This is a genomic window from Paraburkholderia steynii (genome assembly GCF_900100565.1).
Taxonomy (GTDB): Bacteria; Pseudomonadota; Gammaproteobacteria; order Burkholderiales; family Burkholderiaceae; genus Paraburkholderia; species Paraburkholderia terrae.
In genome coordinates this window covers 1-24,240 of sequence record NZ_FNDI01000062.1, presented here as the reverse complement: position 1 = coordinate 24,240, position 24,240 = coordinate 1, and the positions used below count along the sequence as shown (strand labels likewise).

Sequence of the window (24,240 nt, the reverse complement as noted above, 5' to 3'; positions counted from 1 at the left end):
AACGCCTTGCATTTATCCACGAAGCCTTCATGAAAATCGCCTGCTGCATCATCTGCTGGCGAAAACTGCAGAACTCATTTTGTTAACGCTTGTTAGTGCAGGACGGGCTAACGTAATTGGGCGTATACGACACAAGTGGCGCAGTCACGCTTGCCGGGCCGCCCCATGTCCAGGCGTCTTGCTGTGACGCCGGAGAACGGTCCTCCTTGGATCATCGTCATGGCATCTGAGCACGACCCGAAGTCTCCGACGCTCTCTCGCTATCGAAGGAAGCGGGATTTTCTGGTCACGCCCGAACCGGCACCCTCGGCGTCGAGCCTGTCCGCAGGCGGGAATCTGCACTTCGTCGTCCAGAAGCACTGGGCCAGCCGGTTGCACTATGACTTCCGCCTGGAGCACGACGGAGTGCTGTTATCCTGGGCCGTCCCGAAAGGCCCGTGCTACGACCCGAAGGAAAAGCGAATGGCCATCCACGTGGAGGACCATCCCGTTGAATATTCGGATTTCGAGGGGACGATCCCGAAGAAGCAGTATGGTGCCGGCACCGTGATCGTGTGGGACCGCGGCACCTGGGAGCCAGTCGGCGATCCGAAGGAATCGATGAACATTGGCAAACTGGTCTTCCGGCTCCACGGTGAAAAGCTCGCCGGGCTCTGGGAGCTGGTGCGCATATCAAAGCCCGGCGACCGGCAGAACCGGTGGATGTTGTTCAAGAAGCGTGACGAGTGGGCGCGCCCGCTCGCCGATTTCGATGTGATCAAGGCACTTCCCGACAGCGTCACAACGCACCCGCTGGGGCTCATCGAAGCCCGGGAGCCAAAGGCGGGGCACGCCAGGATCAGGGCGGAGCCAGAACTGGATCTCTCTGCCGCGATCGCGGCACCTTTGCCTGCGAAGCTCGAGCCGCAGCGCGCGACGCCGGCGTCGTCGCTTCCCACGGGCGGTGACTGGATCACCGAGGCAAAACTCGACGGCTACCGGATGCTTGCGCGGATCGACAGGGGCCGTGTGCGACTGTTCACGAGCGGCGGGCACGACTGGACGAAGAAACTCGCCAGCCTGGCGGCAGAGGTAGAAAGCCTTCCGGTGTCGAGCGGATGGCTGGATGGCGAAATCGTTGTGCTCAGGGATGGTCTGCCGGATTTCGGTGCCTTGCAGGAGGCGATCTCGTCACCGATCCAGGCGCACTTGATCGTGTCGGATCGACACCCCGTCGGGCATTGGGTGTGCGTCGTGCGGCAATCATGCAGAAGCTACTCGGAAGTCGTCAGTTCTATCGCGTCACAGCTCAAGGATTTCGGTGATGTTGTCCACAACTATCTCGGTGAGCAGCCGAGGTGCTTGAGAACACGGCGGCACGGCAAGCCGATGCGAAGCATTCGTGGACACCCGCCCTCATAACGAAGCATGGGTTGGACGCCTATTTCGAGTCCAAAAAATTGGCGAAGAGCGCGAAGGGGATCTCCCGCGGCCTGACGGAAGTACAAATGCTCTGCAAGCTGACGATCCACATCTTCAGCGGCATGCGCGACGAGGAGGCTATTTCTCTCCCGTATTTTTGCATAGAAGCAGTGCGAAAGACTGGGCGGAGCCATTACCTCCTTCGCGGTCAAACGACGAAACTCAACTACGGGAAGATCAGACGCACCGGGTGGGTGACCAGCGGAGAAGCCTATGAGGCAGTAATTTTCGCGCAGCGGGCGGCGGCCTTTACTTACGGGTCGATGGGATGCAAGGCGGGCCGTCGGGATGACTTCATGAACCGGTACCCTCTGTTCGTCTCAGCCGGCTACCTCGCGCTGCACGGGAGGCCTCCGGCCGGTACCGACGCTTCCCAGACTCAGCGCCTTCGTATAACTCGTCGGTTCGGCCACTTGTTGGAGACCGCACTCAGGCCCGTGATCGAGGACTGCGATGTTCGAGAGTTGGAGAAATTGACCCGCATCGCGAGCATGGCGAACTGAAGATGCGTTCAAGGAGTTCAAGCTTGGCGAGATGGCATACAGGGAGACGCCTGTTGGTGGCTGCATCAAGATCGGTGAGTGCGACCAGGTTGGGCTGAGGGTCCTGAATACAGAATGCCTGCTTGGCTGCAAGAACCCTCATTGGAAAACTGCTCAGATTAGAACGCCTGATTGACAGGCAAAGCAAGCTTGTTTCCACACTCGGCCCAGAATCGGTCGAGTACCGGATGGAGCGAAGCGATCTGAACGTGTTAGTCGAGGTGCGCGCGCAATGGGAGGCGGCGTCGGGGCGGAGGCGTTATGACAAGCGCACTGACTGATTATTTCGAGGCGTTGGAGCGTCTCAAGACTGGCGTACCGAGGGTGGTGCCCCAGGGTACCAGGATAACCAACGATGCCGTCTCCTTAGAGGCAGGACGGGGTAAGGGCACCATCAAGAAGTCACGACCCGTCTTTGCTGATCTGATCAAGGCAATTGAGGAAGCGACGGTTGTTCGTTCAGATCCCCAAGATGTTTTGACGGGGAGGCGAATGTCGGCGAAAGAAGCCGTGGAAAAATACCGAGCACTCTGAGAGGAGGCACTGGCCAGAGAAGCGTCGCTTTTGGTGGAGTTGTATGAAGCTAGAAAGATCGTCACCAAGTTTACTGACGGGAGTGTGCTGCCTATCCGTGGTGGTGGCGGTGGGCGCGAGTAACCGCATGAGGACAATGGTTATCCCCCATCAGGATGACGCCGGGATCCTCCTTTGCTGCGCGGCAAAAAATCCGCACAGCGTCCATCGCATGCCACGCGTACGTGGCGAGGACAGCGCCCGGTGACATCGCCGGATGAAGACGTACGAGACGGAGACTGATAGACGCCTATGCCACATTCAGCACCTCGGAGAACGACCTGCCAGTGGAAGCCTCTTGCGCCCGAGCGGTAGGCCAATCGCCGAAAGAATGCATCGGGCCTGCGAGAAGCCGCTTTCAGGGTAGAGCTCAAAAATGCGGTTGAACTCCGCGACGAGCGTACGGGCACGCTCCGGCAACAGCGCGTCCGGCCCCAACGTCAAAGCGGTCTGTCCAAACTTGACAGGTCCGGCCTTGATCATGGCGCGCAGCGCGGCATTCGCACTGCCGCTCCCAAACAGCTCAATGCCGTATGCACGGATCATGGCACGCACGATTGCTTCGGCAGCGGGCGTAAGCGGCGGCATGGCTTCAATGAGGCGCAGCTGCGGCGAGCGAACATCCGGCGCGGTGAAGCGTCCGATATCGTCGACGTCGGCTTCCAGACGCTGCACCGGCAGGTTAACGCTGAAGAGCAGGAGCTTGATGCGTTCAAAAAGCTCTGCTTCCGAGGGGGCGATGATTGCGGTGTCCGTCATTCTTTCTCCTTCGTGGTGACTACAGCCCGGACGGTTCCAAAGGCATCGAACCGGAATCGGATCGACCGTGAATTCCGTTAGTGTCCAACTCGATTCAGCCAGGGTTTGCCGAACGGCGTGCTAGATCCGTCGGACATACCGTTCCGAAACGACCGAACGTTGCTGGATCCATGCGACGGCAAGTTCCAGCGCTTCATCGCGTGCCTCCTGGGCGTTGGCAAAGTCCCCATCGACGCCGAGCGTGCGAGTATCGCCGACCCGGTCGGTGACAATGGCCGCTGCTGCGTAGCGCCCCTTCCCGGTGGGTGTTACCACCGGCCGGACCTCGCAGCCGTGATACTCCATCACTTTGTCCGTTTGCATATGACACCTCCGGCAAAAGCGTCGCGCCGCGCGCCGGAAGCGCTCGAGGCGACGGGGGTTTGCTGCCGGTCCTGTAGCACACGGCATTCCGCATGGCGTCGCGTGCCCAGGTAACCGGCAATGAGCGAACACGCTACAACGACGACATGCCGTCGCCGCGAGTCTACGCAGGTTGCCCCGGTGACCTCGCGGCCGTGCGTCACGGCGGGACGACAAGGTCATCGTTGGGATCGCGCAGCCATTCAGCTCACGAGTCCGGCACCACGATATCGGTCGTGTGGCCACCCGGCGCGTAGGGTGTCTTCAGGCGTTCCCCACTGCCGTTGCCGGGGGTCTTCCGGCTTCCGGATATGTCGTCCGGGTGAAGCGCGTCGAGGAACCTTCTGCCCTTGCCGGTCAGGTACGCGCGGCGTGTGCCCGGGGCGCAATGTTCCAGCATGACCAGTTGGCGTTCGAGCAGCGCGTCGAGCTCGGCGCGATTCATGTCGAGCTGGTCCGGCGCCTGACGAACCAGCATCAGGGTCGCAAATTCGTGTGGACTCAGCATTTCTGTCTCCCGTTAAACATGGCCCGCATAACACGGGCATGCTGCAGAAAAATCACACACAGCACGGGCCGTACAAGGGCCGCGCTGCCAAGCAGTGTGGAGCTGCGATGCGAGGAAGCCCGCCGGTGAACCCGCGCCATCGAGAGAGCCGATCACTGCGGGAGCGATCCCCCGCCCCAGAGCAAACGCGCGAATCCCGATGCTATCTTCGGTGCTTTCGATGTTGAGGCGAGGAGAGGTTTCGCTGCGCATCGCGCGCAGGCTCGCGGGAGAGCTCGCAAAGATGCGGGCCTTACGCCGGTGCAGGCGGTCGAACTCGCCGTGCAGATCGGTGCTGAAGCAAAGATCGCTCATACCTGGCTCCACGTAACCGGAGCCTCTCACGAGAACGAACCGGACCACGCGCTCCAGTTCGTCCGTCTGTGGAGAAGCTCCGCCGACAAACAAATCGAAACACGCAGCGCTAATCGCGACTGCCTGAGCGATGTTTAAAATAGCGCAAGGAACGAAAATTTCAAGAGGCTCTGCAACATGTCACCCGAGAGGCTTCATGGACCTTTTCGATACGCTTCATGACCAGACGGACAGCGTGCGCCTGCCGCTCTTTGCCGTCACGGTTACGGCCGCTGCCCAGGTTAATACACCGCTTATTGCGATGCTCCACTGGCACGGTTTCCGGCGAGCGACACCGCTTGTCCTGCCCGGCGTTGACATCCCGCCACGACCCGTTCCGGGATCGGTCTTCCAGTTCAAAGCGCCGTGGCAGAGTTTCGAGACAGTGGACGCCATGCTGCTTGATGCCGCCTGGCAATCGGGTGCGTGGGACGTCGAGCGGGTCGAGTGGCGCGGCTGCAACATGATCGGCGCCGGCGCCGCTGGGGCGCTCGCGTGCCGTCAGGCGTTTGGCGACTATGGAGAGGACGTAACGCGCGACCCGCAGTCTCTCGATGAGGAAACCGATCGCGCCGGACTGATGCAGCTTGCCGCGCGCATAGGCTATCTGCGGTGGCTGTTCCGGCCCGTCAAGGGCGGAGTGTGGTGCATGCTCAATGAACCGGACGACACCCTGGATGCAGATGGCGGACGCCAGCCACCCTGTCCCGTGCAGCCTGAGCCTTGCCGCCCGGATGGGCGCGGCCGCACCGTTTATCGCCTCGGCGCGGTCCGTCGCATCCTGCTTTTTCGTTGAAACAATTTGTTACATATAGCGAATTTCCGTCCTCTTGAAGACCGCGGCGGGCGCCTCTATTTCGTGTCCCGCCAGACACTGGTACGGCTGCAACCGCGGCGCTTCACGCGCCGTTGCGCCTCGCAGCCGGATTCCCTTATTGGTGATCCTTTAATCGCTCAGGAGATGGAAATGCAGATTCGTCCCCTCTACGACCGGGTTATCGTCAAGCGAATCGAGACGCAGCGGACGACAGCCTCGGGCATCGTGATTCCCGACTCGGCGGCAGAAAAGCCGGAACAGGGTGAAGTCGTCGCGGTCGGCAGCGGCCGCCTGCTGCAGGATGGAACGCTGCGCGCGCTACAGCTGAAAGTCGGTGACCGGGTTCTCTTCGGTAAGTACGCAGGCCAGACGGTGAAGGTCGATGGCGAAGAATTGCTCGTCATGCGCGAGGAGGACGTCATGGGCGTCCTCGAAGCCGATACCGTTGCCCGCAAGGCGGCCTGAGATCTATAGCCAGTTGCGAACATCCGATGTTCGCACGTCAACACCTTATCCCGAGCAACAACATGAGTGCAAAAGACGTCAGATTCCATGACAGCGCCCGCGCCCGTATCGTCAAGGGTGTAAACGTCCTCGCAGATGCCGTAAAGGTGACGCTCGGGCCGAAAGGCCGGAACGTGCTGATCGAGCGCAGCTTCGGCGCGCCGACCATCACCAAGGATGGGGTGTCCGTCGCGAAGGAAATCGAGCTGAAGGACCGTTTCGAAAACATGGGCGCGCAGATCGTCAAACAGGTCGCGTCGAAAACGGCTGATGTGGCCGGCGACGGGACCACCATAGCCACCGTGCTCGCGCAGGCGATCGTACAGGAAGGCATGAAGCATGTCGCCGCCGGCTTGAATCCGATGGACCTCAAGCGCGGCATCGACAAGGCCGTGACTGCCGTGCTTGATGAACTGCGCAACCTCTCGAAGCCGATTTCGATGAACAGGGAAATCGCGCAGGTTGGTTCGATCTCGGCGAACTCCGACGAGGCGATCGGGAAAATCATCGCGGACGCGATGGAGAAGGTTGGCAAGGAAGGCGTCATTACGGTCGAGGACGGCAAGTCGCTTGAGAACGAGCTCGATGTGGTCGAGGGCATGCAGTTCGATCGCGGCTACATCAGCCCGTATTTCATTAACGATCCCGAGAAGCAGGCCGCGTATCTCGACGACGCGTTGATCCTGCTGCACGACAGGAAGATCTCGAACATCCGCGATCTGCTGCCCGTGCTCGAAGCGACCTCCAAGGCAGGCAAGCCGCTGCTGATCGTCGCTGAAGATATCGACGGCGAGGCACTGGCCACGCTCGTGGTCAACGCAATGCGCGGCATCCTGAAGGTGGCGGCCGCCAAGGCACCTGGGTTTGGCGACCGGCGCAAGGCCATTCTCGAGGATATCGCCATCCTGACTGGCGCAACCGTCATTTCGGAGGATACGGGTAAGCAGCTCGAGAAGGCCACGCTCGAAGATCTCGGCCGCGCAAAGCGCGTTGAGGTGCGCAAGGACGACACGATCATTATCGACGGTGCGGGCGACACGCAACGCATTGAAGCTCGCGTGAAGTCCATTCGCGTGCAGATCGAAGAGGCGACGAGCGACTACGACCGCGAGAAACTGCAGGAGCGCGTGGCGAAGCTCGCGGGCGGCGTGGCCGTAATCAGGGTCGGGGCTGCAACCGAAGTCGAGATGAAGGAAAAGAAGGACCGCGTCGACGACGCGCTGCATGCCACGCGCGCGGCGGTCGAGGAAGGCATCGTGCCGGGTGGCGGCGTGGCGCTGCTACGCGCGCGAGCGGCGGCGAGCAGCCTGCGGGGTGCCAACAGTGATCAGGACGCAGGCATCCATATCGTGCTGCGCGCGCTCGAAGCGCCACTGCGCGTAATCGCCTCAAACGCTGGAGACGAGCCGTCCGTGGTTATCGCGCAGGTGCTCGAAGGCAAGGGCAGCTTCGGCTACAACGCGGCTACCGGCGAATACGGCGATCTCGTTGAGGCGGGCGTGGTCGATCCCACCAAGGTCACGCGCACGGCGCTGCAGAACGCCGCATCGATCGCCGGGCTGATCCTGACGACGGACGCGACGGTCGCCGAAGCCCCGAAGGAAGAGAAGCCGGTCCAGTCCGCCGCACCGGCACTCGAGTACTGATGCAGTCGTAGGTCCTGCATGCGCCGCCCCACCATCACGGGAGGTGCACTCCCTTCGACGCCGCACGCTGTCTCCGTCATGCGGCGCCGTTTTTTCGGAGACAGACATGAAACTTGAACTTCGCATTGACTCAAAACCGCTCGACATCGAGATCGATGACGTCGTGGCGGGACTGCTTGCTGTGCGGCTCGACCTTCCCGCCGGTGGGGACAACCGGGACGCCCTCGCGCGCTATCTCAGCGAAAAGGGCGCGCCCTGGACGCTCGACGAGGAGCACATGCGCAGGCGCATCCTTCGCCGGCTGATCCTGGACATCGCCGATCCGGCGCTGGTCATCCGCCATCTCATGGCTGAAGAATGAACTGCCCCGAACCGGTGGTGTTTGTGGCGACACACGCCCATCTCACAGCCGCCCTGCTGTCCCGCAGTATCAGACATCACGATGCCCAGCAATCCTTGTTCGCCCGTCCCGTTATCGGTAAGGCTTCCTGCCGGCGTGCTCGGAAGGGACTACATCAAGTATTCACAACTCTCGGTTGCTGATGAGCTTTTCGCCAGGGAGTTCCTCGACAACGCAGCGCTGGAGGAAGCCATGACTGCCATCGGCTGCGGGTCAATGCGAGCGGCGCGGCCAGCGATGAAGGTCTTCTTTGATGGCTGCAGGTTCTGGCTCGCCGGTCACTTTCACCGTTACGAGGCGGCCCGCCGCCTCGGTGCTCGTCATCAGGAATTCTGGTGTGAGATTCAACCAGGCTCGAAGGGCGACGCTGTGCGGTATGCGTCAAAATGGGGAACCGCTAGTTTGATGCGTTTCCGTAATGACCCTTCCACCTCGGCTGGCTAACCGCCATCCGTCCATACCTTCGCCGGGGCATGTACGCTCGCAGATCGCAGAGGCGGAGCGCTCTCTTCTGGGACGATTGACGGTTGGATGCTCGTTAATTCGAATCCTGCCATTCCGCTCGCGCCGAGCTCCTGCCGCTTTTACTGCTGGCCTATCAGGCGACTATCTGGACTAGCGCGAGTAGACATTGATTTCCGGGAAGAAGAATGCGATTTCGACAGCTGCCGTTTCGGGAGCGTCCGAACCGTGAACCGCATTAGCGCCGATGCTGTCGGCGAAGTCAGCGCGGATCGTGCCCTTGTCGGCCTTCTTCGGATCCGTTGCACCCATCAGATCACGATTCTTCAGGATCGCGCTTTCGCCTTCCAGAACCTGAACCTGCACCGGGCCGGAGCACATGAACTCGACCAGATCCCTGAAGAACGGGCGCGCTGCGTGCACAGCGTAGAACTTCTCTGCGTCAGCGCGCGACAGATGAACCATGCGCGACGCCACGATCTTCAGGCCAGCGTTTTCGAAGCGGCTGTAGATCTGGCCGATCACGTTCCTGGCCACTGCGTCCGGCTTGATAATCGACAGGGTGCGTTCGATCGCCATAGAAACTCCAGGAAATGCGATGTCTGGCACGATCGTCCCTTCGGCCCCGGTTAAGGGTTGCGAGTGAAAACTGTTTCGTTTCCGGCTCCCATCTTGCCGGTTGAAGAACATAGCGGCAACCATATGTGAACGGGTCGGCCAGCCTGCATGCGACTATCGGCTATATGAGCGCACCGTGGACGCGGACAGGCGCTGCACGGGGCAAAGCTGGCCGCGCTCGCTATGCAGGCATGGTTGTCCTGTTGGACGATCAAGGTTCAGGTTCACTCATTGGCAGGGGAGGGGACGGCGAAACCCGTGCGTCGTCAGCCGGTAACCAGACACGCACGGTGGTGACGCCCCCGCTGGACTGCATTTCCACGTGCCCGCCGTGGGCCCGTACGATCTCGCGCACAATGTAGAGTCCAAGCCCGACTCCCTTGCCGACCCTGCCCGCCGACGTGCCTTGCGCAGCGCCACGCAGCGGATCGAAGACGGTGGCCAGCACTTCGGGCGGCAACGTTTGCCCATGGTTACTGACGGCCATTGCGAATCCCTCGTCCTGCCCGCCAAGTTCGACGGCGATCTCCGCTCGAGGATCGCCATGCTGCACGGCATTCACAAGCAGGTTGACGACGACCTGCGTCAAACGCTGTTCGTCGAAGCAACCGATCGCGTTGTCATCACCCAACTGCTTGCGCACCCGTAAACCGGGCGTTGAAGCACTGACCTCGTCAATGGCGCACAGCACGATCTCGCGAAGACTGGCAGGCTGGAGATTCATCGGCAGGATATCGCCCAGTCGCGTGCGCGCGAAATCGAGCACGTCGTTGATCAGCAGGCGCAGCCTTGTACATGCGACCTCGATGCGACCGAGCAGCTTGAGCGTCATGTCCGGATTCATGCGCACCTGTCGCAGCGCCTGGGCGGACATGGCGATTGCCTGCACGGGGGAGCGCAGGTCGTGCGCGATCACACCCGCAAACATGTCACGCGTGCGCGTCAGCTGGGTCGTGTAGTGGGCGATTGATTCCGTGAGTGCCTGGTCGAGCGCTTCATTGAATCGCACCAGTTCGTCCATCGTGCTCACAAGGTCCTCTCTGTCCGCATGCACCGTCCAGCGGCGTGTGACGCTTACGCGCAGAGCCCTGAACTCGGCCACCATCTGATCGAGCGTAAAGCCGTGCCGGTGACGCTCTTCCGCGTGGCCCCGGGCAACGCGTGAGATGGTCGCGGGCCCGGCAAACCGGCCGGCATGCAGGGCTGCAATCCGACCAACATTGATGTGGGGAGTTCGCAGGTCAGCCGCGATGGCCAGCATCAGTTGCGCTGCGAGGTCCTTTAGTTCTTCGTCGGACAGGTCCTGCGAGTCGTCCGTGAGACGTCGGGCGAATTCGATCCAGTCGGCGACCAGCAAATCCAGATGGGATTCGATGAAATCCGCGAGGTGCATATCCTGATCCTCCGTGGCGTTACTGGTGGCCTTCAGCAGCGTAGTGCAGGCGTGACGCCGGGTGGCGGCTCCTGGAACTACTGTTCATCGCCAGTGTCTCCCTGTTCTCCGACCCGCCCGTCGTTCGATGACCCGAGCAGCGTGTGAAGCGCCTGCTCGACCTGGTCGATCGAAACCGGCTTGGGCAGAAATACGTCCCACCAGGCAACACCTGGTGGCTGTGACGACGCTGACATGAGCACGACGGGCACAGTGGCGAGGCGCGCCTCCTGACGCATGCGACGGCAAAGCGCGACTCCGTCCATCACCGGCATCGACCAGTCAGTGACCACGGCGTCGGGGCGCAGGCTGCCCATTGCAGTCAGCGCGGCGGCGCCGTCTTCGGCGACGATCACACGGTAGCCAGCGTCCTCAAGGAGCAGTTGTAATGGCTCGCGCATGTCGGGGTCGTCTTCGACCAGCAGCAATGTAGTCACTTTGCGAAGCGTGGTAGCGGATCAAGCCTGCGCGGGAACCAGCATTGATCGTGCCGAGGTAAGTATCGCTCCCGGCGATCGCGAATAGCACGGCGTGACCCAGCAGGGGCAGCCGCTAACGCGTCCGGCCGCAGGCAAAGGGGCCCGGCATGGCCATCCCCTTGGCGTGCGGCACCGACGCTGGAACGGACACGCACAAAGCAACAGAACCGGGAAGAATTTACCTGCCGTGGCCAGGCCTCGCTTGTTGCCTCCGCTACTTTCCCTGGCGGATTTCGATCTTGCGCGCGGTCGATCGCGCCGTGCCCGTCCGCGGCACGCGTACATTCAGCACCCCCTTGTCGAACCGCGCGTCGATCTTGTCGATGTCGACATCCTCGGGCAGCGGGACCGTGCGCAGGAAGGCACCGTAAGCCCGCTCAAGCCGGTAGCAGCCCTTTTCCTCATTGCGCATGTCCTGCTTCTTCTCGCCGCGCAGCACAAGGGTCCCGTTTTCAACGGTCGTATGCAGGTCCTCGCGTTCGACGCCTGGAAGTTCGGCCGTTACCCGCAACGCGTCGCCCTCATCGACGACATCGATATGTGGCTGGAAACGTGCCGGTGTGAAGTCGCCGAACCAGCGGTCCAGCGCCCCGAATCCCGCGTAAGGGTCGTTCAGGAACTCATGCATCATGCGCCACGGATCGGCGTGCAGAAGCCGTGCGACGTCAGTTCGCTCCGACGGCGGCGCCACCGTGTCCGATGATTTCGCCTTTTCGTTTTGGTCCGTCCTGTCCTTGCGCAGGAATCTGAACGGGTTCCATTTTTGCAGATCGGTATCCATGGTTTCCTCCGTTTCAGTGTGAACCTGTTTCATACAAGCCTTCCGCCGTTGCAAGTGCGCGCGCGGCCGGGGTGCCAAACACGCCGCGATCGATCAGCTTCACCACGTACTCGAACGCAGCCCGCCGCGCTTCGCCAGCGCTGGACCAGCGCTCGGCGTAGCGCGGCAGATGCCAGTCGGCCAGTACAGTGCCGTCGGATTCAATGCGAACGATGGTGACGTAGCCGTCTGGCGCAGATGTGCATGACGCGAGGTAACGTACAGGGATCGTGCAGATACGGATCGCACGCCCTTTCCACGAATGGTGTGTCTCTTCAGGCATCGAACCTCCCATTCCAGCTGCGGGCGGTGGCGGTGCCGCCACCACCCCTACCATTCACGGCCACCGTATCAACCGGTTTTCACCTCGATGCGCCGTGGACGCGCTTCCTCGCGGCGCGGGATGGTCAGCTTCAGGACGCCATCCTGAAGGCTGGCCTCGATCTTCGAGGTGTCGAAGTCCGGAGACAACGTGAAGGTGCGCGCGAAGCGCGGCTCGCGGACTTCCACATGCTGCAGGCGCAGGTTGGCCGGCGTCGGCACGACTGCCTCCGCCTCGATCGAGAGGTTGCCGTCGTGCACGCGCACGTCCAGCTTGTCTTTGGTGACACCCGGCAGATCGGCCCATAGCGTGACGGCCTGCCCGTCCTCAAAGATGTCGACGGCTGGGGTGATAGTCATGCGGCGCGCGGACTGGTCGCCCTCCCGCCGCGCGAGGTTGGTCTGATCGCGCTGGGTGAGTTCGGTAGTGTCGTTCATGATCGGCTCCCGGTTACTGGACGGAAATTTCACGTGGCTTCGATGACTCGCGCTTGCCGACGGTGATCATCAGGCAGCCGTTTTCGTACCGGGCCTGCACCTTGTCGGGATCCGCCGTTTGCGGCAGTTCGATGACGCGCCGGAATGCGCCGGTGAAGCGCTCCTGCGCATAGATGCGGGTTTCATCATTCACTTCCTGCCCGGACGGTTTGCGCTCTCCGCTGATGCTCAGCACGCCCTTGTCGATCGACACGTCGAGCCCGGCGGCGTCGATACCTGGCGCGAACGCGACGATCTCGATTGAATCGTCGGTCGCGCCGATGTTGACAGTCGGAAACGTGCCAAATCGGCTCGCGCGGATGCTGGATGGGAAGGTGTTGAACAGACTGGCCATCTGGCGCTGCAAGCGGTCGAACTCGCTGAACAGGTCGGTGCCGGAATAGATATCGCTCATGATGCTGTCCTCCTCGAATCACGCATGGAGGCGAACGGGCCTACGCGCTCCAGTTCGCCTGCCAGCGTCTGGCAAACAAATCGAAACACGCAGCGTGCGGCCGGTCGAGCACCGCACGACTGCCTGAGCGAAACCTAAGATAGGCCCTCCAACGGGTTTTTCAAGGGTAAAAGCGAGGCCATCTCTTGAAAATTTTTGGGCCACTCCTATCATCGCGGACGAAGCGGTCCGACGACGGGAGGACGTCATGGAATTCGATACTGACTGGTTGACACTGGGCCCGCATCGCGTGCGGCTGCGCTCGACCAGAGGCTTTCCAACGGAAGCCATGCGCAAGGCGGTGGAGGTCGTCCGCATCGCGGTCGACAACAACATGAGCGCCCGCGCGCGCCTGGTGGAAGTGGTCTGCCGGCAGGAAAAGATCTACGAAGTCACGATCGGCACGACCATCGCGAAGGACAAGATCTGTGCGCCGCAGCTCGAAACGTTTATCGCGGGTGTGCTCGGTTTGCCACCAGACCACATCGACCTGATCGTCACGACAGTGGAGCAGTCCGAGGTGGATCTGCACTTTGGCGTGTACGAAAGGATGCTCGCCGAAAAGCTGGGTACGGCGCCGCCGCTGCAGTGACGCGGCAATTGCAGCAGAGGGAGAGCGGGACGCCCGTCCTTTTGGGACAGGCGGCTGCCCCTCGCCATGCCGCTGAACGCACAACGTTCTGACGATTCCCTGGCGCCCGTGCGAACAGCATGCATTGTGCGCCGTCGTACGGCCGATATACGACGCGGCGGCGCCCGCAAATCTGAAGTGCGGTGTAACTTGAATTTTTTAATCAGTGAAGCTAAGTTATATCCAGCTCAGGCAGTGTGCCCAATCCCCTACCGGTTGCACACTGCGTGTTTCGATTTGTTTGCCCCGCAGCATGGCAGGCGAACTGGAGCGCGCAAGCCCGTTCTCTTCCTTGCTGCGTCAAAGGAGATGACGATGAGCGACCTCAATTCACGCCCGTTTTTCCCGCGCCCGACCGTGCGCTTCAGCCGTCAGGCCGGCGTCCTCCCCCGCGTTCTCCGGGTGCTCTCCAGGCATATCCAACGCACGCTGTCGGCGCGCCTTACCGCCATGCGACAGTCCGTTCGCCGACACTGGACGAGACGTGCGTCTGCTTAATAGCAGCGTTTCACGGCGGTCCGAACTACGGCCGCCGCGTGAGCGTTCATCCGACGTCGCGGCCGGCGGACAGGCTGCGGACGTTGCGCAAAACGCCTGGATATCCTACTTGCCTGAAAGGGGGATGCAATGAACAGCGTGAGAATCGAAACGCGCAATGGCTACGAAATTCGTCTGCGCACGCTCCTCGTCTGTCACGGTGGGGGTGCGCCGGATATGGCCGGTAGGGCGGAGGACGGCTATGCGGCGTTCGTGCAGATTGGCCGGGACGGCGAGACTGTCGTGGACTGGACTCTGCCCCGGCCCCGCCAGCGACGGCCCAGTCGCGATGAAGCCGAAGCCGACGCGCTGGCATACGCAGTCAGGCTTGTCGACCATCGTCCGTTTGGTGGGCCGCCATCAGATGTTCCGGAGGCGGCCTGAACTGCCTCGCTGATAGAACTGATCAAAGGGGGGCGTGCAGCGCAGGGGGCATGCAGATTGTGATGAGTGGCGAGGAGGTCATGATGGAACTTCATATGCATTCGCACCATTTTGTTCGGCGCCTGCCCGACTGGCGCGCAGCGCTCATCGGCGGCTGCGTGGCGGGCGCGGTTTTCCTGGTAATCGAACTCTTCGCTACGGCCGTCGCAGGACAAAGCCTGTGGGGGCCGTTGCGCACGACGGCGGCGATCGTGATGGGGCGCGGCGCGCTCGCACAACCGGCTACGTTCTCGTCGGGCATCATGCTGATGGCGCTGGTGACGCACTTCGTGCTGTCGATCCTCTTTGCGGTCATTCTGGCGGTGATCATGGCGCCATTCAGCCTGGATTCCAGCGTCGAAATGGCATCGCTGGTGGGGGCCGTATTCGGCGTGCTCCTGTACGTGGTCAACTACTACGGCATGACGCAGCTGTTCCCATGGTTTGCCGACGCCCGAAGCGGAGTGAATTTCCTCAATCACATCCTGTTCGGGCTGGTGGCGGCTGAGACGTACCTGAGTCTGGAAGGAGAGAAGCCAGATGCGGGTGGCACCGCAGGCACGGGTTGATGGGTGATCCCGGCGCATCGCCACGCAAGGCGTTGCGTTGCGATGCGCCATGCGCCACGACATGTGCGCTCGCCTGCACAGGTTTCATGGGACCGTGAGTTTTGTATTGCTCGATCCGGGCTGTTGTTGAACTTTAGGCAGGATAACTAGCGTAAGTGATAAAGGCGGCCATGAACGACCGGATGAAGGCACGCCAGGTTGCGGCGAAAGAGCTGGCGTCCTGGGGACGCCGGACCTTCATGCTGGCGCGCCCCGGTGTGAACGGGTTCGGCACCGCCATCGGAGTGCAGTGGGGGTATAGCGGGATAGGGGCAGGTTTGACATGAAAACGGCCATCAGTTACCGGAACGTTCCGAAGCTTTCCCGTCCTGGGTTCGAACAGCTGATCTGCAGGCTCGCTGAACGGCGCCTGGCAGCGCATCTGTCGCACTTTCCGCCCGGCCTGGTCCGTCTGCGCGCGACGCTGGAGAGGAGCCGGCATCGCAGCCTGCATCGCAGCCTGTACCGGGTCCGGCTCCAGCTGGGGCTGCCGGGCGCAACGCTTACGTGCGGGGACGAATCGTCCGGGCTGGAACAGGCGATCGATCACGCCCTCAAGGAGCTGGAGCGGCAGACCGAACGGCACATCGCGCATTTGCGTCACGAAGACGCGTGGCGCCGCAAGGAGCGACGTGCCGGGCTTCGACAGCTCAGGACCGCGCTGACCGCACAGGACGACGCCGGGATGGCGTCGTTCGGCGAACTCGTTCGCCCCCTGCTCGCGCCGCTGCAGCGCTTTGTGCAGCGAGAACTCTCGCACCTGCAGGCATGCGGTGATCTCGCCCCGGGCGACCCGTCGGCCGACGAGATCGCCGACGAAACACTGGCCCGTGCGTGCGAGCATCTGGCAGCACGCCCGCACCGGCTCAAACCGCTGCAGTGGCTTTACCAGATCGCGCTGGAAGTGCTGGCCGAGGAAGTGACCCGTCGCCAAAGCGAGGAAGGCCGCTGTATCTCGCTGGAGGGCAGACTGCCCGTCCAGCTGCGCGAGCCGCGCGAGGACACCGACGAGGTGCTGTTCGAATACTGGCAACCCGACGAAGTCCTGCGTGTCGAGGACGTGATGCCGTCAACGGACGGTACGCCCGAGGAGGCCGTGAGCGAGAGGGAACTGCGCGAACTGCTGGCGACGCTTCTGTCGGAGCTGCCCGCGCCCTGGCGCCGGGCCGTCGTGCTTTGCCGTCTCGAAGGTCTGGCCGCTGGCCCTGCCGCGCAGGTCCTGGGCGTGACGGAGGAGGAGCTTGAGCACAGGCTCGCGCATGCTGATGCTTTTTTGCGGGCCCGCCTTGCCGACCTGCGGCTGGCACCCCAGAGCTCGGACGAGGCCGCCGGTTATGTCGTGCCGGGCGTGCTGCCACCGGCGTCCCGGCTGTCCCATGAATTTGACGAGGCGACACTGCGCGGTGTCCCGGAGTCAGAAGGTGGACGGCCCTGAATTTCGCCGCGCGGGAAACGCAGAAACGGAGAACTGCGATGAAACCCACCACGACATCGAAGCGAAACGGAATTGATGACATCGACCGGCTACTCGACGAGGCGCTGCAGCAGACCTTTCCGGCTTGCGATCTCGTGGCGTGCACCTGGGCGCCTTCGCGCCGTCCCGCGAGCACACGACGGACAGCCTCGAGCGCCGCATGCGACGGCGAACCGCGCCCCGTCGGGTCGGAGCGGCCCGGAACTCGTCCGAACCCGGCCATGCGGCTGTCCGCAACCGGCCAGGGTGAACGGTCACGCACCGGGGCGCGTCGCCCTCCCGATCCGCGGAGCCATTTGTGATCTGATCAGAGGGAGCAGGACATGAAACTCACACCCTTGCATGACCGCGTCGTGGTCAGGCGCCTGGAACAGGAGCGCAGAACGGCGGGTGGCATTGTCATCCCCGATACGGCGGGCGAAAAGCCGGACCAGGGAGAAGTGATCGCCGTTGGCCCCGGCAGGCGGCTGGAGGACGGCAGCCGTTGCGTGCCCGACGTGAAGATCGGCGACTGCGTGCTGTTCGGCAAATACGCCGGCACGACAGCCAAGGTTGAAGGGGAGGAACTGCTGGTGATGCGCGAAGACGACCTGCTGGGCGTCGTCACGTCCGGACCGGCACAGTAGGCCAGCCAGCGGCCAGCCAGCGCCATCCCCTTTTGTCTGGTTTGCCAGGAGGTACACGAAAATGTCCGCCAAAGATGTCCAGTTTCACGAACTCGCCCGCCAGCATATCCTCACGGGCGTGAACATCCTGGCCGATGCGGTCAAGGTCACGCTCGGTCCCCGGGGGCGAAATGTTGTCCTCGAGCGATCGTACGGCGCACCGACGGTCACGAAGGACGGGGTCTCGGTCGCAAGGGAAATCGAGCTGCGCGACCGGTTCGAGAACATGGGGGCGCAGATGGTCAGGCAGGTCGCAGCCAAAACCTCGGATGTTGCCGGCGACGGCACGACGACCGCCACCGTGCTGGCCCAGGCGATCGTACGGGAAGGCATGAAGTATGTCGCTTCCGGCCTGAATCCGATGGACCTCAAGCGAGGTATCGACCGGGCGACGGCCGCGATCGTCGAGGAACTCAGGAAAATCTCGCGCGCAGTCACGACCAGCCGCGAGATCACGCAAGTCGGCACCGTCTCGGCCAACGCGGACGAGGAAATCGGCAGCCTCATCGCACAAGCGATGGACAGGGTCGGCAAGGACGGCGCGGTCACCCTCGAAGAGGGCAAGTCATTGCAAAGCGAACTCGAGGTCGTCGAGGGCATGCAGTTCGACCGCGGGTGGCTGTCGCCTTACTTCATCAACGATCCCGAGAAACAGTCGGCTGTCCTTGAGGAACCGTACATCCTCGTGCACGACAAAAAGATCTCGTCGATCCGCGACCTGCTGCCGGTGCTCGAGGCCGTGGCCAAGGCGGGCAAGCCGCTACTCATCATCGCCGAGGATGTCGAGGGCGAAGCCCTGACCACGCTGGTGGTGAATTCCCTGCGCGGCATCCTGAAAACGGTTGCCGTGAAGGCCCCGGGTTTCGGTGACCGGCGCAAGGCGATGCTGGCAGACATTGCGACGCTGACCGGCGGCCTGGTCATCTCGGAGGAAACCGGCGGCAAGCTCGAAAATGTGAAGCTCGAAGACCTCGGGCGGGCGAAACGCGCGGAGATCGAAAAAGAGGCGACCACGATCATCGATGGGGCCGGTGACCGGAAGACAATTGACGGGCGCGTCCAGGCGCTCCGTCGTCAGATCAAGGAAACGACAAGCGACTATGACAGGGAGAAGCTGCAGGAGCGCATCGCGAAGCTGTCCGGTGGCGTCGCGGTCATCAGGGTGGGGGCCGCTACCGAAGTGGAGATGAAGGAGCGCAAGGCACGTGTCGAGGATGCGCTGCACGCAACACGCGCGGCGGTTGAGGAAGGCATCGTGCCGGGCGGCGGCGTCGCGCTGCTGCGTGCCCGGACCAGCCTCGGCGACGTGCGGGGCGCCAATCCTGACCAGGACGCCGGCATCCGCATCGTCCTGCGGGCGCTCGAAGAGCCACTGCGGCAGATTGCAACGAACGCGGGTGAAGAGGCCTCGGTCGTGGTCAACAGGGTCGTTGAGCAGACGGGGAACTTCGGCTGGAACGCGGCTTCGGCCACCTATGGCGACCTGATGGAAATGGGGGTGGTTGACCCGACCAAGGTGGTGCGCACCGCGCTGCAAAACGCCGCGTCGGTCGCCGGACTGATCCTCACCACCGACGCCGTGGTCGCGGAACTGCCGAAGGACGAGACAAAAGCGCCCGTTTCGCCGCCTGCGATGGACTATTGAATCACGTGCCGAACGGCGACGGGGCATGTCGGGACGAGCGGGACGCAGGGTGAAATCCTTGAGCATGGGTGAAGACATCATGGGCAAGATCATCGGCATCGATCTCGGTACCACGAATTCGTGCGTGGCACTGATGGAAGGCACGCAGGTCAAGGTGATCGAGAACTCGGAAGGGGCGCGCACGACGCCATCGGTTGTCGCGTATCTGGACGACAATGAAATCCTGGTGGGCGCGCCCGCCAGGCGACAGTCGGTCACCAACCCGAAGAACACGCTATTCGCGGTCAAGCGCCTGATTGGCCGCCGCTTCGAGGAAAAGGAAGTTCAGAAGGACATCGGCCTGATGTCGTACAGGATCATCAGGCACGATAACGGCGACGCATGGGTCGAAGCGCATGGCAACAAGCTCGCGCCGTCGCAGGTGTCGGCGGAAGTGCTGCGCAAGATGAAGAAGACGGCTGAAGACTATCTGGGCGAGACGGTCACGGAAGCCGTCATCACGGTCCCGGCGTACTTCAACGACAGCCAGCGCCAGGCCACGAAGGACGCGGGCCGCATCGCCGGTCTCGAAGTCAGGCGCATCATCAACGAGCCGACGGCGGCCGCGCTTGCGTTCGGTCTGGACCGGCAGGAAAACCGCGACCGCAAGATTGCCGTATTTGATCTCGGCGGCGGCACCTTCGACATTTCCCTGATTGAAATCGCCGACGTCCATGGAGAAAAGCAGTTCGAAGTGCTGTCGACGAATGGCGATACGTTCCTCGGCGGTGAAGACTTCGACCAGCGCATCATCGACTACCTCGTCAGCGAGTTCAGGAAGGAGCAGGGCGTCGACCTGTCGAAGGACGTGCTCGCACTGCAGCGCCTGAAGGAAGCGGCCGAAAAGGCCAAGATCGAGTTGTCGTCGGCCCAGCAGACCGAGATCAACCTGCCCTACATCACGGCGGATGCAGCGGGTCCGAAGCACCTGAGCGTGAAGCTTACGCGCGCGAAACTCGAATCGCTCGTGGAAGACCTGATTGAGCGGACGATGGAGCCGTGCCGCACCGCACTGAAGGATGCCGGCCTGACCTCCGATGGGGTCGATGACGTGATCCTCGTGGGCGGCATGACTCGCATGCCGCGGGTCCAGGAGACGGTCAGAACATTTTTCGGACGCGAGCCGCGCAAGGACGTCAACCCGGATGAAGCGGTCGCAGTCGGGGCGGCGATCCAGGCGGCAGTGCTCTCGGGCGAGCGCAAGGACGTGCTGCTGCTCGATGTGACGCCGCTCTCGCTCGGCATCGAAACGCTCGGTGGCGTGATGACGAAGATGATTGAAAAGAACACCACGATTCCCACAAAGTTCTCGGAGATCTTCTCGACCGCCGACGACAACCAGCCGGCGGTCACCGTCAAGGTCTGGCAGGGCGAGCGCGAGATGGCCAGCGGCAACAAGCTGCTCGGCGAGTTCAGGCTGGAAGGCATTGCGCCTGCACCGCGTGGTGTGCCGCAGATCGACGTGACCTTCGACATCGATGCGAACGGGATCCTGCACGTGTCGGCCCGGGACAAGGCGACCGGGAAGGAAAACCGGATCACCATCAAGGCCAGTTCCGGTCTGTCGGAAGCGGAAATCGAAAAGATGGTGCGGGACGCGCAGGCGCACGCCGCGGAGGACCACCGGATGCGTGAGCTGGCCGAGGCACGCAATCAGGGCGATGCCCTGATTCACACCACGCGCAAGGCATTGACGGAATACGGCGAAAAGCTGGGTGCCGCGGAGAAGGCGAAGATCGAGGCTGCGATCACAGCACTCGAAGCCGCACTGAAGGGATCAGACAGGGATGAGATCAACGCCCGGATGAGCGCGCTGGCGGCAGCCTCGCAGCAGCTCGGTGAAAAGGTCTACGCGGACGTGCAGGCGCAGGCAAGCGCCCCGGGCGGCCCGACCCGATCGCAGGAGCCCAGGAAGACAGGCCAGGACGATGATGTGATCGACGCCGAGTTCAGGGAGGTCAACACGAAGCGGTGAGCGCCTGACCCGAATGTGGGCGTTTTTCGGGCGGACGCCTGCTTCAGCAACAGCCGGGCATTGACGACGCGTGCGGCGCGTCGTGCTCCGGGCCGTGAAGCGCGCCTCGTGGCGTACACGCCGGCGCGGTACTTGAGGAAAAGAGGTCTTTGCCATGAAAAAGCGGTTACCTGTACTTGCGATGGCGGCGCTAATCGCGAGTGCATGGCCAGAAGGCACCATGTCAGCCAACCCACCTTCACGGACGTTGCCCTTGCAGGGCGACATCTGGATCACTGGGACAATCCAGCGTGGCAGCGGGCAGTACGCGCCGGGCGACTACACGACGATCCTGCTTGATCGCCCGTCGACATCGCCCTGCAACGACAAGGTGGTGACCGATATCCTGCTTGGCCAGGGAGGCACGCCTGCCCCCACACTGCTGTTGCCGTACCTGAACCAGCGAGTCGCCGTCCGGGGGCGCGTGATCTGTCCCAACTCGGGTATCCAGTTTTCGCCGCAGCCCGATGTCGTGTTTCCGGTCTGGTAGTGCTTGTGGCCTATCGGCGTCACCTGTCGCTCTCTCACGGATGAAACAGTCGTCCACGCCGGCGATCGGCCAAGTTGCCGGTGTCGTGCTGCCCACTGATGATCAGCGAATGAATTGCCCGTGGAACAAAAATACGCCGCAAAAGCCGGGTCAAAGAAGCTCTAGCATTTCCGAGGGCTATCGCCAGAGCCGGGAGAAACAGAGAAACTGCAGTATTTCCGCAACCTGCGCGAGCGTTCGATCAAGCACACAATCTGGGATCAATTCGAAAGAATACTTCTTGCATATTTATGCCGCGAGCGCTATCGAAAGCGGGCGGGCATGACGGCGCAACCGCGGCGGTGTCATTGCCTGGTACCGGCCTCAACCCGCCTGCACATCTGGCGAATGCAATCACCACGCTGATGGCGTGCCATTTCGCCCAGTACACCGAAAAATTGCGCGATTTGCGTCGCCCCGAACGAATCCTCTGTCCATGGTGGTTCTAAAGGGGCGCATGAGAGCAAAAGACCCGCGAAGTTGTTTCTCGTAACATCGCCTGTGGGGGACTACTTTTCAAAGAGAGAAACGCACAGCGACTCGTTGGTGTTGCATTTACCCGTTAGCGTATTGTCGCGACAAGGCGGCAATGAATGTCGAAATATCTCCCATTTTATTGGGTCGAGTCACCGTTGAGAACGCTGCAAAAAGTTTGATCGTGGTGCGCTTTTGCAGCGGATGCAGGATCGATCATCGCCAGCGCATAGCGCTGCTCGATCCGCCAGGGGCACGGACAGCTATCGCTTTGCTCTTGGCGTGTCCATCCGTCCGGATCCCGGTAAGAAATCTTTCCATGTTGAGCAATCTTGGATGGACAGCGCGCCCCGGTGCTCCGCCCTGAAGCGGTTGGCCTTCGCCTTGTCCATCGTCTACAGACTGTACCGTACGAACTGGTCGGTTGACGACGTGTGGACCATGCTGTCGCTCTTCGCTGATGAATCGAAGCGCCCGTTTCCGTGTGCTTTTTCCGAGCGCTCGCTCGAACGTCTATCAGATCTCTATCGGTCGGGCAACGATGGGATGTGCGGCGTGGTGCTGGGTGAAGACGGGCAGCGTGCCGCGCGTGCGGGTCCAGGTTCGGCTGCGTAACATGTTGTGTCGTTGGTGAACGTGATCGCTCGCTCGAATCGATGATACGGGAGCCTCAGCACGCCTTCATGTCCGGCCTGAATGACTTTCGCAACTATCTGCTGGCGACGCAATGGGACATGTCCCGTCGCGAGCTGGTCGGACGCACTGTGAACGACAAAGGATGCATACGCATCCAGGCCGATACGCTGAATTTTCAGGCCCGCATGGATCTGCTCCGCTTTCTCCTCACGCTCGACGCGTTGGAGATCGAGCGCGCAGAGCAACATGACGCGGATCTGGCCTCAGGGTGCATCGAGGACACCCCGGAGAAACGGGAGGTGTGTGAAGTGCAGTTCGAGATGATCATGCCAGCGCAACTGGTGGCTATCGACTTCATGCTCTCAATGCACCACTACGCTCCGCACGCGTTTCCGGCTCTGTCTGCGTGGTACGAGATTCACAGGCTGGGCAAGCGGTATCCCATCCCCGACGTCGAGCCGTTCCCGAGGGTACCGGTCGCGAATTACGGCTGGTATCACGGTGGCCGTTTCGACGCTGAGGCGCCCGCTGATGGTCCGCGGGACTACCTCGCTGAGCAATGGAATCCGTACCGACATCCCGCGCGCGTATCGATGTATGCGCAGATGAAGCAGGGCGAGCGCGTTGTCTATTTCGAGGAGAGTGATCACCTCGATGTCGACGGCGCGCGGGCATGCGAGTTTGTCACCTGCTCGTTCGACCACGACTGGTACGCACGCGTGCAGCTCATCCGTCAATTGACTCGGCTCGCTTCTGGCTTAACGAGACGATTCTGAGGCTGCCGACGGGGAGCGCCCAGCGCTATCAGGAGATGGCAGTGCGCGGCCAGTACTTCGCGCGCCTGGCCGAACGGTTAAACCTCACGCCTTCGGAACTGGATCGGTATCTCATTGATAACGCGATTAGCGATGCCGCTTCCCGCAGCATCGAGGGCGACCAGATGGATCTGTTCGCTCTTGCCGCCTGAAGACTCACTCATTCAACCCTTGCGGGGCACGCCCGCAAGGGGCTGCTCCGCGTATCTTTTTGGAGTAGCAGATGACGATCGAAACTCGCACATCGGACTTGCCGGTATGCCAGAGCAACGCAATTGTGGATGATGGATTGCTGATTCGTATCGGCATTCCACATCGAGGAGGAAAACCCGCGTTTCACGCGTTCAACGAGGACTATGCGGCGATGGTGTCGGCCGCAGCGTTCTGGAATGGTAAGACGGGGCGATTCACCATCCCCGACGCGACCGATCTTTCCGAAATTGATTTCGCACTCGACAGCGCAGGGTTCGCAGCCATGATGCAATTTCAGGCGAAAGGCCGACAGGCGGGTATCGCTGGCGTCTATCCGTGGACCATGGAGCAATATGTCGAGCTTGCGTCTCTGTCAGGTGCTTCGCGGGTTGCACTGCGTATTTCGGCGAACGTGACCGCCGATTTCGGGAACGTGACCGATTCGGCGGGGTTGGGCGTTGCGCGGTGTTGATTGTAGATTTTCTTGTCA

30 protein-coding genes and 2 pseudogenes are annotated in these 24,240 nt (G+C 62.0%); 21 read left to right on the top strand and 11 right to left on the bottom strand.

Going from position 1 to position 24,240, the window contains the following annotated elements:
• From BLT65_RS47755 to BLT65_RS45470, 4 genes and pseudogenes are all read left to right on the top strand, one after another.
• Positions 1–86 (top strand): annotated as a pseudogene (locus BLT65_RS47755) (IS5/IS1182 family transposase); the annotation flags it as partial.
• Positions 87–219: 133 nt separating this feature from the next.
• Positions 220–1,167, top strand: a pseudogene (locus tag BLT65_RS45480) (DNA polymerase ligase N-terminal domain-containing protein); the annotation flags it as partial.
• A 245-nt stretch (positions 1,168–1,412) separates the two neighbouring features.
• Complete coding sequence (locus BLT65_RS45475; RefSeq protein ID WP_091790611.1) at positions 1,413–1,964, top strand: hypothetical protein; 552 nt, start codon at positions 1,413–1,415, stop codon at positions 1,962–1,964.
• A 300-nt stretch (positions 1,965–2,264) separates the two neighbouring features.
• Positions 2,265–2,537 (top strand): hypothetical protein, encoded by a 273-nt coding sequence (locus tag BLT65_RS45470; protein ID WP_091790610.1) that lies wholly within the window; start codon positions 2,265–2,267, stop codon positions 2,535–2,537.
• Positions 2,538–2,837: 300 nt separating this feature from the next.
• Here the strand turns inward: BLT65_RS45470 and BLT65_RS45465 are convergent, their stop codons facing one another.
• The 4 genes from BLT65_RS45465 to BLT65_RS45450 all read right to left on the bottom strand — a co-directional run bounded on the left by BLT65_RS45465 (position 2,838) and on the right by BLT65_RS45450 (position 4,599).
• Positions 2,838–3,335 carry a hypothetical protein gene (locus BLT65_RS45465; protein ID WP_091790609.1) on the bottom strand — a complete coding sequence of 166 codons (498 nt, stop codon included), beginning with the start codon at positions 3,333–3,335 and terminating at the stop codon, positions 2,838–2,840.
• Between the two features lie 120 nt (positions 3,336–3,455).
• Positions 3,456–3,698, bottom strand: a complete 243-nt coding sequence (locus BLT65_RS45460; protein WP_091790608.1) for a hypothetical protein — start codon at positions 3,696–3,698, stop codon at positions 3,456–3,458.
• A 247-nt stretch (positions 3,699–3,945) separates the two neighbouring features.
• Entirely contained in the window at positions 3,946–4,245 is a 300-nt protein-coding gene (locus tag BLT65_RS48325; protein WP_244187105.1) for a hypothetical protein, read from the bottom strand.
• A gap of 12 nt (positions 4,246–4,257) precedes the next feature.
• Complete coding sequence (locus BLT65_RS45450) at positions 4,258–4,599, bottom strand: hypothetical protein (protein ID WP_091790607.1); 342 nt, start codon at positions 4,597–4,599, stop codon at positions 4,258–4,260.
• 196 nt (positions 4,600–4,795) lie between these two features.
• On the opposite strand from BLT65_RS45450, the gene BLT65_RS45445 reads away from it, so the two are divergent.
• The 5 genes from BLT65_RS45445 (at position 4,796) to BLT65_RS45425 (ending at position 8,449) form a co-directional block, all read left to right on the top strand.
• Positions 4,796–5,434 carry a diguanylate cyclase gene (locus BLT65_RS45445; RefSeq protein WP_091790606.1) on the top strand — a complete coding sequence of 213 codons (639 nt, stop codon included), beginning with the start codon at positions 4,796–4,798 and terminating at the stop codon, positions 5,432–5,434.
• Between the two features lie 171 nt (positions 5,435–5,605).
• The gene (locus BLT65_RS45440; RefSeq protein ID WP_091790605.1) at positions 5,606–5,920 is read left to right on the top strand and encodes a co-chaperone GroES; all 315 of its coding nucleotides are present in this window, start codon (positions 5,606–5,608) and stop codon (positions 5,918–5,920) included.
• Positions 5,921–5,982: 62 nt separating this feature from the next.
• Positions 5,983–7,605, top strand: coding sequence for a chaperonin GroEL (gene groL, locus BLT65_RS45435; RefSeq protein WP_091790613.1), 1,623 nt, complete (start codon positions 5,983–5,985; stop codon positions 7,603–7,605).
• A 106-nt stretch (positions 7,606–7,711) separates the two neighbouring features.
• Complete coding sequence (locus BLT65_RS45430; RefSeq protein WP_091790604.1) at positions 7,712–7,966, top strand: hypothetical protein; 255 nt, start codon at positions 7,712–7,714, stop codon at positions 7,964–7,966.
• An 81-nt stretch (positions 7,967–8,047) separates the two neighbouring features.
• A complete protein-coding gene (locus BLT65_RS45425) occupies positions 8,048–8,449 on the top strand; it encodes a hypothetical protein (RefSeq protein ID WP_143036725.1) in 402 nt (133 codons plus the stop codon).
• Between the two features lie 171 nt (positions 8,450–8,620).
• Here the strand turns inward: BLT65_RS45425 and ndk are convergent, their stop codons facing one another.
• The 7 genes from ndk to BLT65_RS45390 all read right to left on the bottom strand — a co-directional run bounded on the left by ndk (position 8,621) and on the right by BLT65_RS45390 (position 13,029).
• Positions 8,621–9,046, bottom strand: a complete 426-nt coding sequence (ndk, locus tag BLT65_RS45420; RefSeq protein ID WP_091790602.1) for a nucleoside-diphosphate kinase — start codon at positions 9,044–9,046, stop codon at positions 8,621–8,623.
• Positions 9,047–9,296: 250 nt separating this feature from the next.
• Positions 9,297–10,478, bottom strand: coding sequence for a sensor histidine kinase (locus tag BLT65_RS45415; RefSeq protein ID WP_091790601.1), 1,182 nt, complete (start codon positions 10,476–10,478; stop codon positions 9,297–9,299).
• Between the two features lie 77 nt (positions 10,479–10,555).
• The gene (locus tag BLT65_RS45410; protein ID WP_091790600.1) at positions 10,556–10,954 is read right to left on the bottom strand and encodes a response regulator; all 399 of its coding nucleotides are present in this window, start codon (positions 10,952–10,954) and stop codon (positions 10,556–10,558) included.
• Between the two features lie 256 nt (positions 10,955–11,210).
• Positions 11,211–11,777 carry an Hsp20/alpha crystallin family protein gene (locus tag BLT65_RS45405; protein ID WP_091790599.1) on the bottom strand — a complete coding sequence of 189 codons (567 nt, stop codon included), beginning with the start codon at positions 11,775–11,777 and terminating at the stop codon, positions 11,211–11,213.
• Positions 11,778–11,790: 13 nt separating this feature from the next.
• A complete protein-coding gene (locus BLT65_RS45400; RefSeq protein ID WP_091790598.1) occupies positions 11,791–12,099 on the bottom strand; it encodes a hypothetical protein in 309 nt (102 codons plus the stop codon).
• Positions 12,100–12,167: 68 nt separating this feature from the next.
• Positions 12,168–12,575: an Hsp20/alpha crystallin family protein gene (locus BLT65_RS45395; RefSeq protein WP_091790597.1), complete on the bottom strand. Its 408-nt coding sequence runs from the start codon at positions 12,573–12,575 to the stop codon at positions 12,168–12,170.
• 13 nt (positions 12,576–12,588) lie between these two features.
• On the bottom strand, positions 12,589–13,029 hold the full coding sequence (locus BLT65_RS45390; RefSeq protein WP_091790596.1) for an Hsp20/alpha crystallin family protein: 441 nt from the start codon (positions 13,027–13,029) through the stop codon (positions 12,589–12,591).
• 247 nt (positions 13,030–13,276) lie between these two features.
• Between BLT65_RS45390 and BLT65_RS45385 the strand changes: the two genes are divergently transcribed.
• The 12 genes from BLT65_RS45385 (at position 13,277) to BLT65_RS45330 (ending at position 24,222) form a co-directional block, all read left to right on the top strand.
• Positions 13,277–13,660 (top strand): hypothetical protein, encoded by a 384-nt coding sequence (locus BLT65_RS45385; RefSeq protein WP_091790595.1) that lies wholly within the window; start codon positions 13,277–13,279, stop codon positions 13,658–13,660.
• Positions 13,661–14,326: 666 nt separating this feature from the next.
• The gene (locus BLT65_RS45380) at positions 14,327–14,620 is read left to right on the top strand and encodes a hypothetical protein (protein WP_091790594.1); all 294 of its coding nucleotides are present in this window, start codon (positions 14,327–14,329) and stop codon (positions 14,618–14,620) included.
• Between the two features lie 83 nt (positions 14,621–14,703).
• Positions 14,704–15,228: a hypothetical protein gene (locus BLT65_RS45375; RefSeq protein WP_091790593.1), complete on the top strand. Its 525-nt coding sequence runs from the start codon at positions 14,704–14,706 to the stop codon at positions 15,226–15,228.
• Positions 15,229–15,550: 322 nt separating this feature from the next.
• On the top strand, positions 15,551–16,702 hold the full coding sequence (locus tag BLT65_RS45370; RefSeq protein WP_091790592.1) for an RNA polymerase subunit sigma-28: 1,152 nt from the start codon (positions 15,551–15,553) through the stop codon (positions 16,700–16,702).
• A gap of 362 nt (positions 16,703–17,064) precedes the next feature.
• Complete coding sequence (locus tag BLT65_RS45365; protein ID WP_091790591.1) at positions 17,065–17,367, top strand: co-chaperone GroES; 303 nt, start codon at positions 17,065–17,067, stop codon at positions 17,365–17,367.
• A gap of 61 nt (positions 17,368–17,428) precedes the next feature.
• Positions 17,429–19,051 (top strand): chaperonin GroEL, encoded by a 1,623-nt coding sequence (gene groL / locus BLT65_RS45360; RefSeq protein WP_091790590.1) that lies wholly within the window; start codon positions 17,429–17,431, stop codon positions 19,049–19,051.
• Positions 19,052–19,130: 79 nt separating this feature from the next.
• Positions 19,131–21,065 (top strand): molecular chaperone DnaK, encoded by a 1,935-nt coding sequence (gene dnaK, locus BLT65_RS45355; RefSeq protein ID WP_091790612.1) that lies wholly within the window; start codon positions 19,131–19,133, stop codon positions 21,063–21,065.
• Positions 21,066–21,285: 220 nt separating this feature from the next.
• Entirely contained in the window at positions 21,286–21,594 is a 309-nt protein-coding gene (locus BLT65_RS45350; protein ID WP_425273218.1) for a hypothetical protein, read from the top strand.
• Between the two features lie 897 nt (positions 21,595–22,491).
• Complete coding sequence (locus tag BLT65_RS45340; protein WP_143036724.1) at positions 22,492–22,722, top strand: hypothetical protein; 231 nt, start codon at positions 22,492–22,494, stop codon at positions 22,720–22,722.
• A 68-nt stretch (positions 22,723–22,790) separates the two neighbouring features.
• Positions 22,791–23,519: a hypothetical protein gene (locus tag BLT65_RS45335; RefSeq protein ID WP_143036723.1), complete on the top strand. Its 729-nt coding sequence runs from the start codon at positions 22,791–22,793 to the stop codon at positions 23,517–23,519.
• A 41-nt stretch (positions 23,520–23,560) separates the two neighbouring features.
• A complete protein-coding gene (locus BLT65_RS47570; RefSeq protein WP_167306671.1) occupies positions 23,561–23,710 on the top strand; it encodes a hypothetical protein in 150 nt (49 codons plus the stop codon).
• A 71-nt stretch (positions 23,711–23,781) separates the two neighbouring features.
• Complete coding sequence (locus BLT65_RS45330; protein ID WP_208545912.1) at positions 23,782–24,222, top strand: hypothetical protein; 441 nt, start codon at positions 23,782–23,784, stop codon at positions 24,220–24,222.
• Positions 24,223–24,240 lie beyond the last annotated feature (18 nt).

Excerpts from the sequence above, each read along its gene's own strand:
- BLT65_RS45385 (WP_091790595.1), top strand. The coding sequence starts at position 13,277 with ATGGAATTCGATACTGACTGGTTGACACTGGGCCCGCATCGCGTGCGG.
- BLT65_RS45370 (WP_091790592.1), top strand. The coding sequence starts at position 15,551 with ATGAAAACGGCCATCAGTTACCGGAACGTTCCGAAGCTTTCCCGTCCT.
- BLT65_RS48325 (WP_244187105.1), bottom strand. The coding sequence starts at position 4,245 with ATGCTGAGTCCACACGAATTTGCGACCCTGATGCTGGTTCGTCAGGCG.
- BLT65_RS45425 (WP_143036725.1), top strand. The coding sequence starts at position 8,048 with ATGCCCAGCAATCCTTGTTCGCCCGTCCCGTTATCGGTAAGGCTTCCT.
- BLT65_RS45460 (WP_091790608.1), bottom strand. The coding sequence starts at position 3,698 with ATGCAAACGGACAAAGTGATGGAGTATCACGGCTGCGAGGTCCGGCCG.
- BLT65_RS45350 (WP_425273218.1), top strand. The coding sequence starts at position 21,286 with ATGTCAGCCAACCCACCTTCACGGACGTTGCCCTTGCAGGGCGACATC.
- BLT65_RS45390 (WP_091790596.1), bottom strand. The coding sequence starts at position 13,029 with ATGAGCGATATCTATTCCGGCACCGACCTGTTCAGCGAGTTCGACCGC.
- groL (WP_091790590.1), top strand. The coding sequence starts at position 17,429 with ATGTCCGCCAAAGATGTCCAGTTTCACGAACTCGCCCGCCAGCATATC.
- BLT65_RS45400 (WP_091790598.1), bottom strand. The coding sequence starts at position 12,099 with ATGCCTGAAGAGACACACCATTCGTGGAAAGGGCGTGCGATCCGTATC.
- BLT65_RS45330 (WP_208545912.1), top strand. The coding sequence starts at position 23,782 with ATGACGATCGAAACTCGCACATCGGACTTGCCGGTATGCCAGAGCAAC.
- BLT65_RS45450 (WP_091790607.1), bottom strand. The coding sequence starts at position 4,599 with ATGAGCGATCTTTGCTTCAGCACCGATCTGCACGGCGAGTTCGACCGC.
- BLT65_RS45380 (WP_091790594.1), top strand. The coding sequence starts at position 14,327 with ATGAACAGCGTGAGAATCGAAACGCGCAATGGCTACGAAATTCGTCTG.
- BLT65_RS45465 (WP_091790609.1), bottom strand. The coding sequence starts at position 3,335 with ATGACGGACACCGCAATCATCGCCCCCTCGGAAGCAGAGCTTTTTGAA.
- BLT65_RS45395 (WP_091790597.1), bottom strand. The coding sequence starts at position 12,575 with ATGAACGACACTACCGAACTCACCCAGCGCGATCAGACCAACCTCGCG.
- BLT65_RS45335 (WP_143036723.1), top strand. The coding sequence starts at position 22,791 with ATGTCCGGCCTGAATGACTTTCGCAACTATCTGCTGGCGACGCAATGG.
- ndk (WP_091790602.1), bottom strand. The coding sequence starts at position 9,046 with ATGGCGATCGAACGCACCCTGTCGATTATCAAGCCGGACGCAGTGGCC.
- BLT65_RS45405 (WP_091790599.1), bottom strand. The coding sequence starts at position 11,777 with ATGGATACCGATCTGCAAAAATGGAACCCGTTCAGATTCCTGCGCAAG.
- BLT65_RS45365 (WP_091790591.1), top strand. The coding sequence starts at position 17,065 with ATGAAACTCACACCCTTGCATGACCGCGTCGTGGTCAGGCGCCTGGAA.
- dnaK (WP_091790612.1), top strand. The coding sequence starts at position 19,131 with ATGGGCAAGATCATCGGCATCGATCTCGGTACCACGAATTCGTGCGTG.
- BLT65_RS45375 (WP_091790593.1), top strand. The coding sequence starts at position 14,704 with ATGGAACTTCATATGCATTCGCACCATTTTGTTCGGCGCCTGCCCGAC.
- BLT65_RS45440 (WP_091790605.1), top strand. The coding sequence starts at position 5,606 with ATGCAGATTCGTCCCCTCTACGACCGGGTTATCGTCAAGCGAATCGAG.
- BLT65_RS45415 (WP_091790601.1), bottom strand. The coding sequence starts at position 10,478 with ATGCACCTCGCGGATTTCATCGAATCCCATCTGGATTTGCTGGTCGCC.
- BLT65_RS45445 (WP_091790606.1), top strand. The coding sequence starts at position 4,796 with ATGGACCTTTTCGATACGCTTCATGACCAGACGGACAGCGTGCGCCTG.
- groL (WP_091790613.1), top strand. The coding sequence starts at position 5,983 with ATGAGTGCAAAAGACGTCAGATTCCATGACAGCGCCCGCGCCCGTATC.
- BLT65_RS45430 (WP_091790604.1), top strand. The coding sequence starts at position 7,712 with ATGAAACTTGAACTTCGCATTGACTCAAAACCGCTCGACATCGAGATC.
- BLT65_RS45470 (WP_091790610.1), top strand. The coding sequence starts at position 2,265 with ATGACAAGCGCACTGACTGATTATTTCGAGGCGTTGGAGCGTCTCAAG.